This window comes from Granulosicoccus antarcticus IMCC3135 (assembly GCF_002215215.1).
GTDB classification, from domain to species: Bacteria; Pseudomonadota; Gammaproteobacteria; order Granulosicoccales; family Granulosicoccaceae; genus Granulosicoccus; species Granulosicoccus antarcticus.
The window spans coordinates 7690652-7705592 of the sequence record NZ_CP018632.1 but is presented as its reverse complement, the minus strand read 5'-3'; the positions used below and the strand labels follow the sequence as shown (position 1 = coordinate 7705592).

Sequence of the window (14941 nt, the reverse complement as noted above, 5' to 3'; positions counted from 1 at the left end):
AAAACCACGAATTCAACAGGAGGATTCAAACATCATGAAGAAAATTCTAGCAGCAGCGATCGTCGCAAGTTCCTTTATGGGAACGGTCCAGGCACAGGATGATATTTCCATTGTGCTGGTGCCGGGCCTGACAACCGATGCTTTCTACATCACCATGAACAAGGGGGCACAGGCTGCCGCCAAGGCATTGGGAATCAAGGTTGATTTTCAGGGTGCCGAAGATTTCAATCCGACACTTCAGGTTCCTGTACTGGATGCCGTCATTGCCCGACAACCCGATGCCATTGTTATCGCACCGACAGATACAACGCAGCTTATCGAACCACTCAGAAGAGCGAGTGAACGCGGCGTGGCAGTCATCACTGTGGATACATTCATTGACGATGGTAAATATCAGGACGGCGCCGGTGATGGTGACTTCCCGATGTCCTATATAGCCTCTGATAATGTTGCTGGTGGCCGTATGGCCGCTGCAGCCATGGCTGAAAGCATGGGTGGCAAGGGCTCGGTCTACGTATCCAACGTACGTCCCGGTATTTCTACAACCGATCAGCGTGAAGAAGGATTCAAGCTGGAGATGGCTGAGCGTTTTCCCGACATCCAGGTGCTCGATACTCAGTACAACGAAAATGATGCATCCACCGCGGCCGGACAACTACAAGCCGTACTGGCACGTGAGCCCAATCTGGGTGGTGTCTTCGGTGCCAACCTGTTCTCAGCCATCGGTGCTGCGAATGGCGTTGAATCGGCCAACAAACTGGATGAAATAACCGTTGTCGCATTCGATGCGCCTCAATCGATTGTCGAGCAACTGAAAGATGGTGTTGTTGATATGGCTATCGCACAGCATCCTGCTGAAATAGGCTACTACGGTGTGATGACAGCCTATGCACATCTGACGGGTCAGTCAGTGCCGCCCATGATTGGTACGGGTTTCACTGTCATCACTGCCGAGAATGTTGATGAGCCTGAAGTGGCACGCTACATCTACTCTGATTGATTTTAACGATGACCCCTAGTGGCAGCCTGATCGGCCACTAGTTCCGTGGCCAGTCCTGCAAAGGACTGGCCTGAGAAGGCGTGAAACAAATAGCGATCCATTTCACAACCCTTAAGGGCCGTGTACTCCTGCGCCCTCAATCCTTGTTTTATCAACACAGTAGCCAGCCGTGGATAACAAAGTGACTACAGAAAAGTACGAAGTACCAACCGGGCTTCGACTATTGCAAATACTGACCAACGCCTGGTCATGGTTGTTCCTGATCATCATTATTGCCTTTTTCGAATCCTGGTCCTGGATCACGTATGGCAGGACATTTTTCGGCAATCTGTACAATCTTCAAAGTGTGTTGCTGACCGCCACTCAGATACTCATGATGGCCTTGGGCCTCACTCTCGTCATCATCTCTGCCGGTATCGACTTGTCTATCGGCTTCATTGCTGGTTTGGCTGCCGTTACCATGGCCGTGGTCATACGAGCACTGCCTGAGCTGCCACCCGTCTTGTCTTTTACGCTGGGTATCAGTGCCGGTATTGGTATTGCACTGGTTCCGGGCATGATCAACGGATGGTTGATCGCACGCCTGAAAGTACCCTCATTCATCGGTACGCTGGGTATGTTCGGTGTGACGCGTGGTGTGGCCTTTCTGATTGCAGGCGGTGCAACCGTGAGCATCCGTAATAGTACAGCTCGGGAGTTTGGCAACGGACGCGTATTCGATATTGTTCCTATTCCCGTATTGGTCGCGGTGATCGTTACTCTGATCTTTCACTACCTGCTTTCCCATACACGATTCGGTCTGTATACCTACGCTATGGGTGGCAATATTCAGTCTGCTATCAGAGCTGGCGTCAATACCACCAGAATCACTTTCATGATCTATCTGATGAGTGCGTTCACCGCCGCTTTGGCAGGTATCTTTTATACCGCACGTTTTTCTGCCGGTGCCGCCGATGCGGGAGAGCCAATTCTTTTGAACGCCGTTGCCGCCGTATTTATCGGTGGGGCAAGTCTGACCGGTGGCAGTGGCACGATTGCCGGTACCGTTATCGGTTCACTGATTATTGCCATCATACAGTTCGGACTGGTCTTCATTGGCATGCCGCCTTTCTGGCAGTTCATCACCGTTGGTCTTGTCATCATAATTGCGGTCCTGATAGATCAGTCACGAGCTAGTCTTGCTCGAGCTACCTCTGCAGGAGCGGCGTCATGACGGCTGAAGTCATATTGTCGGTAGACAATGTCAGCAAGCGCTTTGGAGGCACAAAAGCGTCTAGTAATATTTCTCTGGAACTACATGCTGGAGAAGTACTGGCACTTGCCGGTGATAATGGTGCTGGCAAGAGCACTTTGATCAAGATGATTGCCGGTGTGCATCCGCCGGATGAGGGCGAGATACGATTTGCCGGTCAAACCATCAGCAAACGCAGCCCTCAAGAAGTTCGTGATCTGGGTATCGAGACTATCTATCAGGATCTTGCGCTGGCGGATAATCTTGATGTCGGTATCAATATATTTCTGGGCCGAGAGAAAATGAAGCGCGTCCTGGGCCTGCCGGTACTGGATCGCAAACACATGCGTGAAGAGGCTCGTGGTGCACTGAAACACCTGGGTATTCGGCTTAATGATCTGAGCATGCCGGTGCAATTTCTGTCCGGTGGACAGAGGCAAGCCATTGCCATCAGTCGTGCTGTGTACTGGAAAGCCAAGGTCATCATCATGGACGAGCCGACGGCAGCATTGGGTGTCCCGGAGCAAAGGGAAGTCAAGGCTCTGATCAAAAAACTCAAGTCCCAGGGTGTTGCCATCATTCTCATATCGCATAACCTCAGCGACATCTTTGAAGTCAGTGATCGTATTTTTGTACTTGAAAGAGGACGCAAAGCAGGTGAGCGGCTTATCTCGGATACCAATGAAGATGAAGTGGTCGCCATGATGATGGGCCGCGTGCTGGACGACTGACGCGAAGCAATGAACGATACTTTGATAATTGCGATGGCAGGTTTACCAGCCTCGGGCAAGAGTGCTGTAGCTGCAAAGTTGCAGCGCGCGCTCAATGCGGTCTTGCTGGATAAGGACAGAGTCAGAGATTTTCTGTTTGCCAGTCATGTGGATTACAGCAACGAACAGAATGATCTTTGTCTGGGCGTAATGTATGACGTAGCCAATTACCTGCTCACTACAGCCGCACCACCAGTGGTTATTCTTGATGGTCGCACCTATTCAAAGCGCTATCAGGTTGAAGCTGTGAAAACGGCTGCAAAACGCTCGAATGCACAGTTGCTCATCATTGAATGCATCTGTTCGGAAGAATCAGTCAAAGCGCGATTGCACAATGACCAGGACGTACATCTTGCCAAGGATCGCGATTTTGCGTTGTATCAGAGAAGCAAGGCTGCAGCGGAACCTATTGAAGAGCCGAAGCTTGTTATCGAAACGGACAAGAGTTCTCTGGAACAGTGTCTGGAACAAGCACTGAACTATGTGAATCACACATGAGCACCGAACATGAGACCGGCAATGTCGTGGTACTTGATCTGGGCGGCACCAGTCTGCGGCTGGGTCATATGCGCCAAGGAGTTGCCTGCCCGGACTTCCAGAGAATCAGTAGCGATCGGCTACGGGTTGATAATGCTCAGCAGGTGCTGGTTGATATCATTCGCGAATATGCGACGAAATTAGAACTGAAGCTTGATGTTGTCGTGCTGGGTTTACCCGGGATGATAGATCGACAGCAGGATACCTTCACTCATTGCAACAATATCCCACAGCTTGAAGGCCAGGGTCTGCAGGCAAGCCTGTCCGCAGCGCTCCAGTGTCGCGTGATTCTGGAGCAGGACATCATGTTGCAGTTGCTGGGGGAGTGGAGAGGTGGTTCGGCCCAAGGTAGTCCAGCGGTGTTTGGTGTCTATTTTGGTACCGGTATAGGTGCTGCGTATCTGGTCGATGGTGATCCCTATGCGCAGAGTGCTGCCGGTTTGCAAGCTGGCCATATACCCATCATGGCTCAGGGTAAGCCTTGTGTGTGTGGCAATACCGATTGCATCGAAGCCTATGCGTGTGGTCATACGCTGTTAGAACTTGCACTCAAACACTCTTGTTCGGTAGAGAACCTGTTTATTGAAAAAGACAATCCGGCTCTAAGTGCCGAGCTGGAGACTTTCGTCTTATATCAATCTTTCATGATTGCGACATTGGTAACGCTGTTTGTTCCCGACATGATCGTGGTTGGTGGGGGTATACCGCAGATGGCCGGCTACCCACAAGACAGATTGATCAGCAATGTGCGCAAGCACTTGCGAAAGCCATACCCTGCGGATTCCATAAAAATACAGTGGGCCTGCCTGGGTAACCATTCTACTTTGCAAGGCGCACTTGCATTGCTGGACCTGAACGATCCTATTTACTGATTTTTACGAGAGACACTCATGGCATTACAGACAGGCTTGGAAATTCTGCAGGCAGCGCAGGCAGGAAAATATGGAGTTGGTGCTTTCAATACCGATAATCTTGAAACCACACTGGCAATCATGGAAGCGGCGGAAGAGACGCGCAGTCCGATTCTGCTGGCCATTACTGCCGGGGCTTTGAAATACAGCAGCAAGCGTATCGTCGATATTGCCCTGGCTGAAGCGAGGAATGCGACTGTACCTGTTGCTGTGCATCTGGATCATGGTGAGTCGTTTGAGATATGCATGTGGTGCATCAGAAACGGTTTTACCTCAATCATGATTGATAAATCGCATGAGGATGAAGCAACCAATATTCGAGAAACCCGGCGTGTTGTCGATGCGGCAAGTGCTGTTGGCGTCAGTGTCGAGGCGGAAATAGGTCGGCTGGTTGAGCTGGGTGCCGAGGTGATCATTTCAGAGGAGAATGCAACGCTGACAACGGCTGAGGAGGCCGAAAGGTTCATGGCAGCAGCCGGCGCCGATACACTGGCAATCGCTGTGGGTACTGCGCATGGTCCTAACAAAGGGCGTGGAAGACCAGAAATCAATCACAAGCGGATTGCCGAAATTGCAGCCAGAGTCAGTCAGCCACTGGTCATGCATGGCGCCAGCAGCATTCCACAAGATGTTGTAGCACGTGTTATTGACGCAGGCGGCGTACTCAAGGATGCTGTTGGCATACATGATGACGATATTACCCAGGCAATCGCCAGTGGTATGTGCAAGGTGAATGTGGGAACCGATCTGCGTATTGCCAGCACAGCGGGTGTGCGTGAACTGCTCAGAGACAAGCCTGAGATCATCGATCTTCGCAAGATACTGGAACCTGCACGAAACGAGATGCGGCGTGTCATCATCAACAAGATGAATCTGCTGCAATCATCTGGCAAAGCCTGATTTCTCACAGCGACTAATGGAGTTTGTCCGAGATATCACGATGCTGCTATTTCGGACAAACATCGGCTAGAACACGGCAGACTGGCAATGAACGATACGACCATCATCAGCGTAGGGGAACTCCTGGTTGAGTTTGTTTCTCATCGCAAGGGCTGTGCGCTGCGTGAGCTGGCAGAGTTCACCGGCCCTTATGCCAGTGGAGCCCCCGCTATCTGCATTGATCAGGCGGCCCGTATGGGGGCGCGGACAAAGATATTCGGTGGGCTGGGAGCTGATAACTTCGGTAATGTACTGACCGATCGTTTGCAGGCCAGCGGGGTGGATACCTCAGCCGTTCTAAGGCTTGAGGACAAAACCACCGGGGTCGCCTTTGTTTCCTATTTTGATGATGGAACTCGCACATTCATATTCCACCTGAATGATACCGCTGCGGATGCCATTGCTGAAACGCCGTTTGTATTGCCAGAAGGGGCTTTGCTGCTGCATGTTTCAGGTGCTTCACTTGGGAATGCAAACTTGCGAGTGGCGATTGAATCCATAGCCTCGCAGGTTCTGGCGCGAGGAGGGAAGATCAGTTGTGACCCGAATGCTCGCGCCGAACTGATGCGTGATCAGGCAGGGCGAGATATGCTTTTTCGCATGATGGAGCACAGTAGTTATCTGTTTCCCAGTACAAGCGATCTGGAATTTCTGTTTCCAGGTAAAAGCGAAGAGCAGAGTATCGATCAGATGCGGTCCTACGGTGCAGACATTCTTGCGTTAAAGCGTGGTTCGCAAGGGGCTTTGATCATCAGTGGTGAGGATCGTTTTGAATTTTGTGGACACAAGGTTCAGGAAGTGGACCCTACGGGTGCCGGTGACGCGTTTTGTGGAACCTTCCTGGCGATGATCACTCAAGGGCATTCGCCGGAGTCAGCTGGACGTTATGCCAATGCAGCCGGTGCTCTGGCGGTGACTCGCCGAGGGCCGATGGAAGGTAATTCAGATAGTGAATCGATAGAACAGCTTCTAAAGCTAAAGTCCTGAGCGATGGGACGCAAGACTTCAACGTAGCTTGTTCTGAATACTGCAAACGGTGATGCGCCCTTGATAGGCACGCATCACCGTGTCTGACTACCCCTGACGTATCAGGACAATGCTTTACTCGGCAGTGAAGGCTGCCATTTCTTCTACAGAGATTTCACTGTTGCCATCGGCATCCAGTGTTTCCCATTTGCTCATGACCATTTCATTGGCAGAAGCTTCAGCTTCTGACAAAGAGCCGTTACCGTCAGCATCGAGTGATTCGAAAATGGCGGCTGGATCTTCCTGAGCAGCGGCGATGCCGGCTACCAGTACCAAAGGAAGTGCGAAAGATTTTGCGAGTTTGCTTGTAGAGCGTTTCATAGTCTTTATCCGAATTGAAGTTCAAATGAAAAAACGTAAAACAAAGTACAAACCACTGAAGAATTCTGAACAGACAGACTTCAGCAAGCTTTGTCCGTGTAGATAACATCAACTTTGACCCCCAGAGGGTGTCTCGATTGAGGCGTTGCCTGCCACGGGTATAGAATGCCGTTGAGTGTGTGAACGAATGATGAATTTAAATCGGCTACACATTACTGGAAGGCAGGGTTTGCTTTCAGGCAATGAGCATGGACAGAAATAGTTTCTTCTGAGCATTCATGCAATGTGTGTTGCCAGCAACCCTGTCTACCAGCAGCGCACCTTCCAACCCGGATATCATCGCCTTGGCCAGACTGAGGTGCGACAGCGGGGATTTCATTTCAGCAAGATGTGCATCAAAAAGTGAGCACAGCCAGTGTTCCATATCATGAAAGAAGACTTGTAGTGCCTGTTTGTTTGTATCGCTGAGTAACTCGACTTCAGCGGTCAGCATGCCGCAAAGACAGATTTTGTCGCGCCTTGCCACCGCTTCGAAAATGCCGATGAAGGCCTCAAGCTTGCCACGCAGATCAGCATCACTGTTCGAAATTGCGGACAGGGAGTCGGACATGGAAAGGCTGTAGCGTTCGATCAGTGCTTGAGCCAGATCCGCTTTTTCAGGGAAGTGGTAATGCACGCTCGATGATTTGATGCCTATCTGATCGGCCAGGGTGCGAAAACTGAGCGCCTTGAGGCCGCTGCTTTGTACGCGATCCTGAGCGGCATCTACCAGTTTTGTGCGGTTATCGGTCATGACGGGGTACGCTTTCGGTAGCATTGCGAATATATCTATCTTCCGATAGGTATATTACACTGTTGATTACTTGATCTCCGACACATGAAGTCAGAAAACATGAAGAATCCAGCTATGCAATCCCAGCACGTGAGTGTTTGATGAAGCCTGTTGTCTTGATCGTAGGGGGTGGTTTGAGTGGCCTGTGTGCAGCATACCGTCTGACTTTGCAGGGTATTCCTTTCCGATTGCTGGAAGCCAGAGATCGTCTGGGTGGCCGGATACACTCTGCGCCCACTGGCGCACTGGATCTGGGACCTTCCTGGTTCTGGCCAGGACAGCGCCAGATCGCCAGTCTGATCGCCGAGCTGGGTCTGGAACAGAGCATTTATCCACAAGTTAGTGAAGGTCTGTCGATCATGGAGTACGGCGATGGCTCGTTGCAAAAGAGCCTTGGTGGTGCGTCCATGGCCGGATCAAATCGTATTGATGGCGGCATGAAACAGCTGATTGATTCACTCGTCAGTGTATTGCCCGGCGACAGCTTGCAGATCAATTCAAACGTACAGCATCTTGTTCAGACACCAGAGGGTGTCACCGTACGTGTCAAACAATCTGGTATCGAACAGGAGATGCAGGCCGCTCATCTAATTCTTGCGCTACCGCCTAGAGTGGTAGCTGATTCAATAACGTTCGAGCCCGGTCTGCCCAGCAAGGATCGGCAGCTGCTTGCAAAGATACCGACGTGGATGGCAGCCCAGGCCAAGTTCGTGGCGGAGTACTCCGAGCCGTTCTGGCAGGAGCAAGGCTTGTCGGGGGATGGTTTCAGCCAATTGGGGCCATTGACTGAAATTCATGATGCCTCGCCGCGAACAGGTGGCAATTCTGCCTTGTTCGGCTTTGTCGGCATTCCTGCCGAGCAGCGGCCAGGGCAAGAGCAGGCCTTGAAGCAGGCTGGCGTTGCACAGCTGGCCCGTATGTTCGGCGAAGCGGCAAGCCAGCCAATTGCTGTGCACCTGAAAGACTGGGCATTTGATGCTCAAACAGCAACCGCCCTGGACCGCGATCCGGTAGTGCCAAGATCACATGGTCGACCTACGCTGATGAGTGAATGGGACAACCGGCTGATTTGGGCAGGCTCTGAGACTGCAGGCCTTACCGATCATTCCAATGGCTATCTGGAGGGCGCAGTGGAATCGGGAAACCGGGCAGCAGCACTGATCATCAAGCTGATGTCAGATGGCTAATAGTTTTTCTATCGGTGCAGGGCAGGGACCAATATCACTATGCATGAATGAAACAGTCTGATTCAGAGTTATTTTCTGGCTTATGCTACTGTTTCGGCCAAAGTTACCCTCCTCCGCTGTGCTGCGGGCTCCATAGATCAGCACTGCCGCAAGTCTCACTGTCATGAGCGTTAATCGTCGATGCAGCCATTTTATGATGTCCAGCCTCTGCCATTGCAAGCTTCACGATATTTTGAGTGACATCGATGAGCTTGCTGGCAAGTGAATTCGAATACGGTTAGATATCGGCAGAACTTCATATCGACGGCTGTTTTTGTTCTCGGACTTTTGCTGGTACTGGTGTTTGGCGTAGTCAGTAGCAAGAGAGACGAGGAGAGAATTTTGCTGGAAACTCGTATCACGGCCGAACAAGTCAAGATACGTCTTGAATCCTGCATCGACTCAAGAGCAAAACAGGTGACGGCACTTGCCAGTATTCCCTGGGAAACTCGTCAAAACGTAATCAACACGTGGGCAAAATCTGCCAGCATCCTGCTACCGATCTATAGCGGTGTACATGCGTTCAACTACATGGATCCGGACGGATTCATTCGCGTGGTGTACCCACTCGACGGCAATAAACCTGCTCTGAATGCCAACCTGCACAAACACACCAACGCCTCGGTTCGTCGTGCCCTGGCTGCCGCGGAAAGCTCGTCTCAGTTGACACGTACCGACATTGTTTCACTACTCCAGTCCGGTAAAGGTTTCGCACTCTACAAAAGAATTCTGTCGCCAACCGGTCAGCTGTTGGGCTTTGCCAATGGTGTCTTTCGAGTGCACGACCTGATGGACACCTGCTTGTCAGAACAGCCGCTTCGAAACCAATTTGTATTGGGAGTTTTTGACAACGATGAGCTCATCTATTCGCAGCCTCAATCGAACATGTTGTTGCAGAGTCCCTATCTGGTCAACCTGCCAATTGAAATAGTCGGGCGGCCCTGGCAACTGTCCTTTGCGCCATTAGAGTCTTATCTGTATGCCACGAACAGCGTTGTAGATGAAGTTGGAATAGGGCTGGGAATTCTGACCGCACTTCTTCTGGCCATTGCTAGTCGTACCCTGCTGAGACAGCAGAGTTATTTGACAGAAAAGGAGGAAAAATACCGTCTTCTTGTGGAGAACCAGACCGATATGGTGGTCAAGGTGAATCTGGATGGGGATTTCCTCTATGTCAGCCCCAGTTATTGCAAAACCTTTGGCAAGCCAGAAAGCGAGCTTTTGAACCATCAATTCCTACCGCTGGTACATGAAGACGACAGAGAGCTCACTCAAAAGTCGCTGGAAAGCCTGAAGTATCACCCTCATACCTCCTATCACAGACAAAGGGCAATGACGAAAGATGGCTGGCGCTGGCTGGCCTGGTCAAACACAGCTGTGCTGGATTCAATGGGCCAAATGGAAGCCATAACCGCCGTGGGTCGGGATATCACTGAGATCAGAAGTCTTGAAGAGAACATCGCTCATTCACAAAAGATGAAAGCACTCGGAGAAATGGCTGGAGGCATCACACACGATTTCAATAATATGCTGCAAGTCATCATTGGCAACGTCGAGTGCCTGTTGCTGGACGACACTCACAGCAAAGTGACGAAGCGAACTCTGGAGCAGATCTGCGACGTTATCGTGCGCGCCATGAATTTAACCGAAAAACTTTCCACGTTAAGCCGGCAGGAAAAAACGCGCAAAGAAGTTTTTGATATGAACCGGCTTGTAGAGGAATTAGTCGTCTTGCTTGAACGTACCTTGCCCGCCTCTGTTTGTCTTTCCTCGCTCTTGCCAGAGCAACCTCTGCACATAGTTGCCGACAGGGCGCAGATCGAACAGGTTCTGTTGAATATATTCTTTAATGCACGAGACGCAATTGATTCCAATGGAAACATCAGTATCAATACGTCCAGGGAGATGGTTGACAGAAATTTCCTGAAGCAAATGCATGATGTTGACCCCGGTGAATACTGCGTCATAAAAATAGTAGATGACGGCTGCGGCATTGAACCGAAAATTCTTCCGCGAATATTTGATCCGTTTTATACGACTAAAGCGTCAGGATCGGGAACCGGTCTTGGGCTGGCCAACTGTTACAGCATCGTCAAACAATGCAGGGGCATGATCCTGGTTGATTCCAGTCCCGGTTCCGGATCCAGTTTCTCTGTATTTCTCCCCATGTCGCAGGCTGAGGGTGAGCCCCATCGAGAGCCTCAGTTGCTTGTCCAGACACCCGATAAAATCAGAAACAAACTGGTCCTGGTTGCTGACGATAATGTTGAAATACTCAAGCTTACTCGATTGTGTCTGCAATCACTGGGATTCGAGACTTTAGGGGCAGAAAGTGGCAGGCAGGCCCTTGAGTTGTTTCATCTGCACAGACACGAAATATCGTTGATCGTACTTGATTTTGTAATGCCAGAGATGGGCGGACAGGAAGTCGTCGAACAAGTCCGACTTGTCGATAGCGAGGTAAAGATCCTGTTTGTCAGCGGGTATATACCCGAAGAGGTGAGCGGAAGTCTCAAGGAACCGGTTATCAGAAAGCCCTACAAAAGAACCGAATTCCTCGAGACCATTGAACAACTGCTCAATAGCTGATTGCCTGTCTCGCAGCTTCCACTCTCTAGAACTAAAACGCCCAGTCCTCATCCTCCGTGGCTACCGCTTTACCAATAACGTAAGAGGATCCTGAACCTGAGAAGAAATCATGATTCTCATCCGCGTTAGGCGACAAGGAGGCCATGATGGCAGGGTTGACGGCACAGACGTCATCGGGAAACAGAGCCTCATACCCCAGGTTTTGTAAGGCCTTGTTAGCGTTGTAATGCAGAAAATGTTTCACATCTTCAGTCAAGCCAAGCGGATCATAGAGATCTGCGGTATAGCGGGTTTCTATATCGTACAAATCGAAAAGCAATGAAAAGGCAAAGTCCTTGAGTTCCTGTTGTTCGGACTCGCTCAACTGCTGCACAGCGCGCTGGTATTTGTAACCGATGTAGTAGCCGTGCACTGCCTCGTCGCGAATGATCAGACGAATCAGGTCTGCCGTATTGGTCAGCTTGGCTCGGCTGGACCAGTGCATGGGCAGATAGAAGCCGGAGTAGAACAAAAAGCTTTCCAGAAACACACTGGCAATTTTTCTGCGAAGTGGCGATGCAGAAGTATCGTACTCATTCAGTATCAGTCGTGACTTGGCTTGCAAGTGTTCATTTTCTGCGGACCATCGAAAAGCTTCATCCACATCACTAGTCTGGCACAGCGTTGAGAAAACCGATGAATAACTGCGCGCATGTACGGCTTCCATGAAAGCGATATTGGTCAGCACGGCCTCCTCGTGAGGGGTGCTGGCGTCTGGCATCAAAGCCGGTGCGCCGACACTGTTCTGAATGGTATCCAACAAGGTCAGGCCAGTGAATACCCGAATGGTCAGCTTCTGCTCATCAGCGGTGAGCTTGGACCAACTTTGAATATCATTGGACAGTGGCACCTTTTCCGGTAGCCAGAAGTTGGATGTCAGACGATTCCAGATCTCAAGATCTTTTTCATCTTCGAGTCGGTTCCAGTTGATGGCAAGGGGTATGCGACGATTCATAGTAGTCTGGTTCATGACAGTAACTCAAAGCGCACAGGAAACACAGCCCTGTACCTCTGTCCCTTCAAGGGCCAGCTGGCGTATGCGAATGTAGTAGATGGTTTTGATGCCTTGTTTCCAGGCATGAATCTGGGCACGATTGATATCGCGTGTGGTCGCGGTATCCTTGAAGAAGAGCGTTAGGGACAGCCCCTGGTCGACATGACGCGTGGCCGCGGCATAGGTGTCGATGATAGCCTCGGGCCCAATGTCATAGGCATCCCGATAGAACTCGAGATTATCGTTGTTCATATAGGGAGCGGGGTAATAGACACGGCCGATCTTGCCTTCCTTGCGTATCTCGATGCGCGAAGTAATCGGGTGTATGGACGAGGTGGAGTTGTTGATATAGCTGATGGAACCGGTGGGCGGTACCGCTTGCAGATTCCGGTTATAAAGGCCGCCTTGCATGACAGCTTCTCTCAGTGATGTCCACTGCTCTTGACTGGGAACTTCAACACCAGCTGCATCGAACAGTTGTTGAACTCGTTCGGTGGCTGGCTGAAAACCTGTGTTGATGTAATCATCGAAAAAAGAGCCATCGGCGTACGTGGAGTTCTCAAAGCTTGCGAAGCTTTCGCCTTTCTCGCAGGCCAGGGTATTGGATGCCTGCAGGCAGTGATACAAGATCGTGCAAAAGTAGATATTGGTGAAGTCGATGCCTTCGGCACTCCCATAGTGAATGCGTTCGCGTGCCAGATAGCCGTGAAGATTCATCTGTCCCAGACCGATGGCATGACTGACATCATTGCCACGACGAACCGAAGGCACACTGTCTATAGCACTCATCTCCGACACCGCGCTCAATGCACGAACCGCGATGGCAACGGTGGCACCCAGGTTGCCACCATCCATGGCCTTGGCAATGTTCAGGCTGCCCAGGTTGCAGGAGATGTCCGTACCCATATGCTGATAGCTCAGATCATCATTGAAGGTGGAGGCCTCATTGACCTGCAGAATTTCCGAACACAAGTTGGACATGGATATGCGTCCGGCCACCGGGTTCGCCCGGTTGGCGGTGTCTTCAAACAGGATGTAGGGATAGCCACTTTCAAACTGGATCTCGGCAATGTTCTGAAAGAACTGACGCGCATTGATCTTGGTTTTGCGGATACGTGGATCATCCACCATATCGTGATATCGCTCGCTGACCGAAATGTCGGCAAACGCCTGTCCATAGACGCGTTCCACATCATGCGGGGAGAACAGATACATGTCCTCGTTCTTGCGTGCCAGCTCAAAAGTGATATCCGGTATGACAACACCCAGCGAGAGTGTCTTGATGCGAATCTTCTCGTCAGCATTCTCGCGCTTGGTATCCAGAAAGCGCAATATGTCCGGATGATGTGCGTTCAGATAAACCGCACCGGCGCCTTGTCGGGCGCCCAGCTGGTTGGCATAGGAGAAACTGTCTTCGAGCAATTTCATTACCGGAATAACACCAGAGGATTGATTCTCGATGCCTTTGATAGGCGCGCCTTGCTCACGAATATTGGTCAGCATCAGAGCAACTCCGCCACCGCGCTTGGAGAGTTGCAGGGCTGAATTGATACCCCGTCCAATGCTTTCCATATTGTCTTCGAGTCGCAGAAGAAAGCAGGAGATCAGCTCCCCGCGCTGCGCCTTGCCGGCGTTGAGAAAGGTAGGTGTTGCCGGCTGGAAGCGACCACTGAGGATTTCCTCCATCAGAGTCAGGGCGTAATCTTCGTCACTGCGTGCCAGGTATAATGCAACCATGACCACACGATCCTCATAACGTTCGAGATAACGTGCGCCATCGCGAGTGGTCAGTGTGTAGGAGGTGTAGTACTTGAAAGCACCCAGAAAGGTGGGAAAGCGGAATTTGAAGGCGAAGGCCTTGCTCCAGATTTTAGCGAGGAACTCAGGTGAGTACTGTTCCAGAGCCTGCGCCTCGTAATAGCCTTCATCCACCAGGTAGCGAAGCTTCTCTTCGAGTGAATGGAAGAAGACAGTATTCTGGTTGACATGCTGGAGGAAATACTGACGAGCGGCACGACGATCGGCGTCGAACTGTATATGTCCCTGCGCATCATAGAGGTTCAGCATGGCGTTTAATGCGTGATAATCCAGCTGCTGGGCTTCGTTCTTCACGGCTCGTTCGAGTGTTGCTGTGTCCAAAAGAGTTCTAGTCCTTGTCTGACAAGTTGGATGTCCTTCTGCGTGCCCGCCAGTTCAAAGCGGTACAGCACGGGTACCTGGCATTTACGGGCAATCACATCGCCAGCGAGGGCGAAGGTTGTTCCGAAATTGCGATTACCTGCGGCGATCACACCGCGCAGTTGGTTACGTAGTTGCACATCGTTCAACGCCCGTATCACCGGTTTGGGTACGGCCCCACGCCCCTGGCCATCTGCAAATGTCGGGCAGATCAGGACGAAAGGTAGGTCGATGATGGGGACAGGCGCATCAAGCCGGATCGGCAGGCGAATAGCCGGCAGATCCAGTTTTTGAATGAAGCGTTCTGTGTTGCCCGATGCGCTGGAGTAATAGAGCAGTGAGCTCAAT

Annotated in this window: 14 protein-coding genes; 9 read left to right on the top strand and 5 right to left on the bottom strand. The window is 51.2% G+C overall.

What is annotated here, in order from left to right; genetic code table 11:
- Positions 1–34: 34 nt before the first annotated feature.
- From IMCC3135_RS33455 to IMCC3135_RS33425, 7 genes are all read left to right on the top strand, one after another.
- A complete protein-coding gene (locus IMCC3135_RS33455) occupies positions 35–1000 on the top strand; it encodes an ABC transporter substrate-binding protein (RefSeq protein ID WP_088921540.1) in 966 nt (321 codons plus the stop codon).
- Between the two features lie 181 nt (positions 1001–1181).
- On the top strand, positions 1182–2213 hold the full coding sequence (locus IMCC3135_RS33450; protein WP_205737834.1) for an ABC transporter permease subunit: 1032 nt from the start codon (positions 1182–1184) through the stop codon (positions 2211–2213).
- Positions 2210–2962, top strand: a complete 753-nt coding sequence (locus tag IMCC3135_RS33445) for an ATP-binding cassette domain-containing protein (protein WP_088921539.1) — start codon at positions 2210–2212, stop codon at positions 2960–2962. Before IMCC3135_RS33450 ends, IMCC3135_RS33445 begins: the two co-directional genes overlap by 4 nt.
- 9 nt (positions 2963–2971) lie before the next feature.
- The gene (locus IMCC3135_RS33440) at positions 2972–3499 is read left to right on the top strand and encodes a P-loop nucleotide/nucleoside kinase family protein (protein WP_088921538.1); all 528 of its coding nucleotides are present in this window, start codon (positions 2972–2974) and stop codon (positions 3497–3499) included.
- A complete protein-coding gene (locus IMCC3135_RS33435) occupies positions 3496–4410 on the top strand; it encodes an ROK family protein (protein ID WP_088921537.1) in 915 nt (304 codons plus the stop codon). The genes IMCC3135_RS33440 and IMCC3135_RS33435 overlap by 4 nt, the downstream gene beginning before the upstream one ends.
- Positions 4411–4428: 18 nt before the next feature.
- Positions 4429–5349: a class II fructose-bisphosphate aldolase gene (locus tag IMCC3135_RS33430; protein WP_088921536.1), complete on the top strand. Its 921-nt coding sequence runs from the start codon at positions 4429–4431 to the stop codon at positions 5347–5349.
- Between the two features lie 87 nt (positions 5350–5436).
- Positions 5437–6375 (top strand): carbohydrate kinase family protein, encoded by a 939-nt coding sequence (locus tag IMCC3135_RS33425; RefSeq protein WP_088921535.1) that lies wholly within the window; start codon positions 5437–5439, stop codon positions 6373–6375.
- 114 nt (positions 6376–6489) lie between these two features.
- On the opposite strand, the gene IMCC3135_RS33420 is transcribed toward IMCC3135_RS33425, so the two are convergent.
- Positions 6490–6735, bottom strand: coding sequence for an EF-hand domain-containing protein (locus IMCC3135_RS33420; protein ID WP_088921534.1), 246 nt, complete (start codon positions 6733–6735; stop codon positions 6490–6492).
- A 235-nt stretch (positions 6736–6970) separates the two neighbouring features.
- Positions 6971–7528 (bottom strand): TetR/AcrR family transcriptional regulator, encoded by a 558-nt coding sequence (locus tag IMCC3135_RS33415; protein WP_157736514.1) that lies wholly within the window; start codon positions 7526–7528, stop codon positions 6971–6973.
- Positions 7529–7668: 140 nt separating this feature from the next.
- Here IMCC3135_RS33415 and IMCC3135_RS33410 point away from each other — a divergent pair, with 140 nt between their 5' ends.
- Complete coding sequence (locus IMCC3135_RS33410) at positions 7669–8754, top strand: flavin monoamine oxidase family protein (RefSeq protein WP_088921532.1); 1086 nt, start codon at positions 7669–7671, stop codon at positions 8752–8754.
- A 261-nt stretch (positions 8755–9015) separates the two neighbouring features.
- A complete protein-coding gene (locus tag IMCC3135_RS33405; protein ID WP_088921531.1) occupies positions 9016–11382 on the top strand; it encodes an ATP-binding protein in 2367 nt (788 codons plus the stop codon).
- Between the two features lie 31 nt (positions 11383–11413).
- Here the strand turns inward: IMCC3135_RS33405 and nrdF are convergent, their stop codons facing one another.
- From nrdF to nrdI, 3 genes are read right to left on the bottom strand one after another with little or no spacing between them, the layout of a single operon-like run.
- Positions 11414–12391: a class 1b ribonucleoside-diphosphate reductase subunit beta gene (nrdF, locus tag IMCC3135_RS33400; RefSeq protein WP_088921530.1), complete on the bottom strand. Its 978-nt coding sequence runs from the start codon at positions 12389–12391 to the stop codon at positions 11414–11416.
- 9 nt (positions 12392–12400) lie between these two features.
- Positions 12401–14554 (bottom strand): class 1b ribonucleoside-diphosphate reductase subunit alpha, encoded by a 2154-nt coding sequence (gene nrdE, locus IMCC3135_RS33395; RefSeq protein ID WP_236994712.1) that lies wholly within the window; start codon positions 14552–14554, stop codon positions 12401–12403.
- The gene (nrdI, locus tag IMCC3135_RS33390) at positions 14524–14940 is read right to left on the bottom strand and encodes a class Ib ribonucleoside-diphosphate reductase assembly flavoprotein NrdI (protein WP_088921528.1); all 417 of its coding nucleotides are present in this window, start codon (positions 14938–14940) and stop codon (positions 14524–14526) included. Before nrdI ends, nrdE begins: the two co-directional genes overlap by 31 nt.
- Position 14941: the final 1 nt, after the last annotated feature.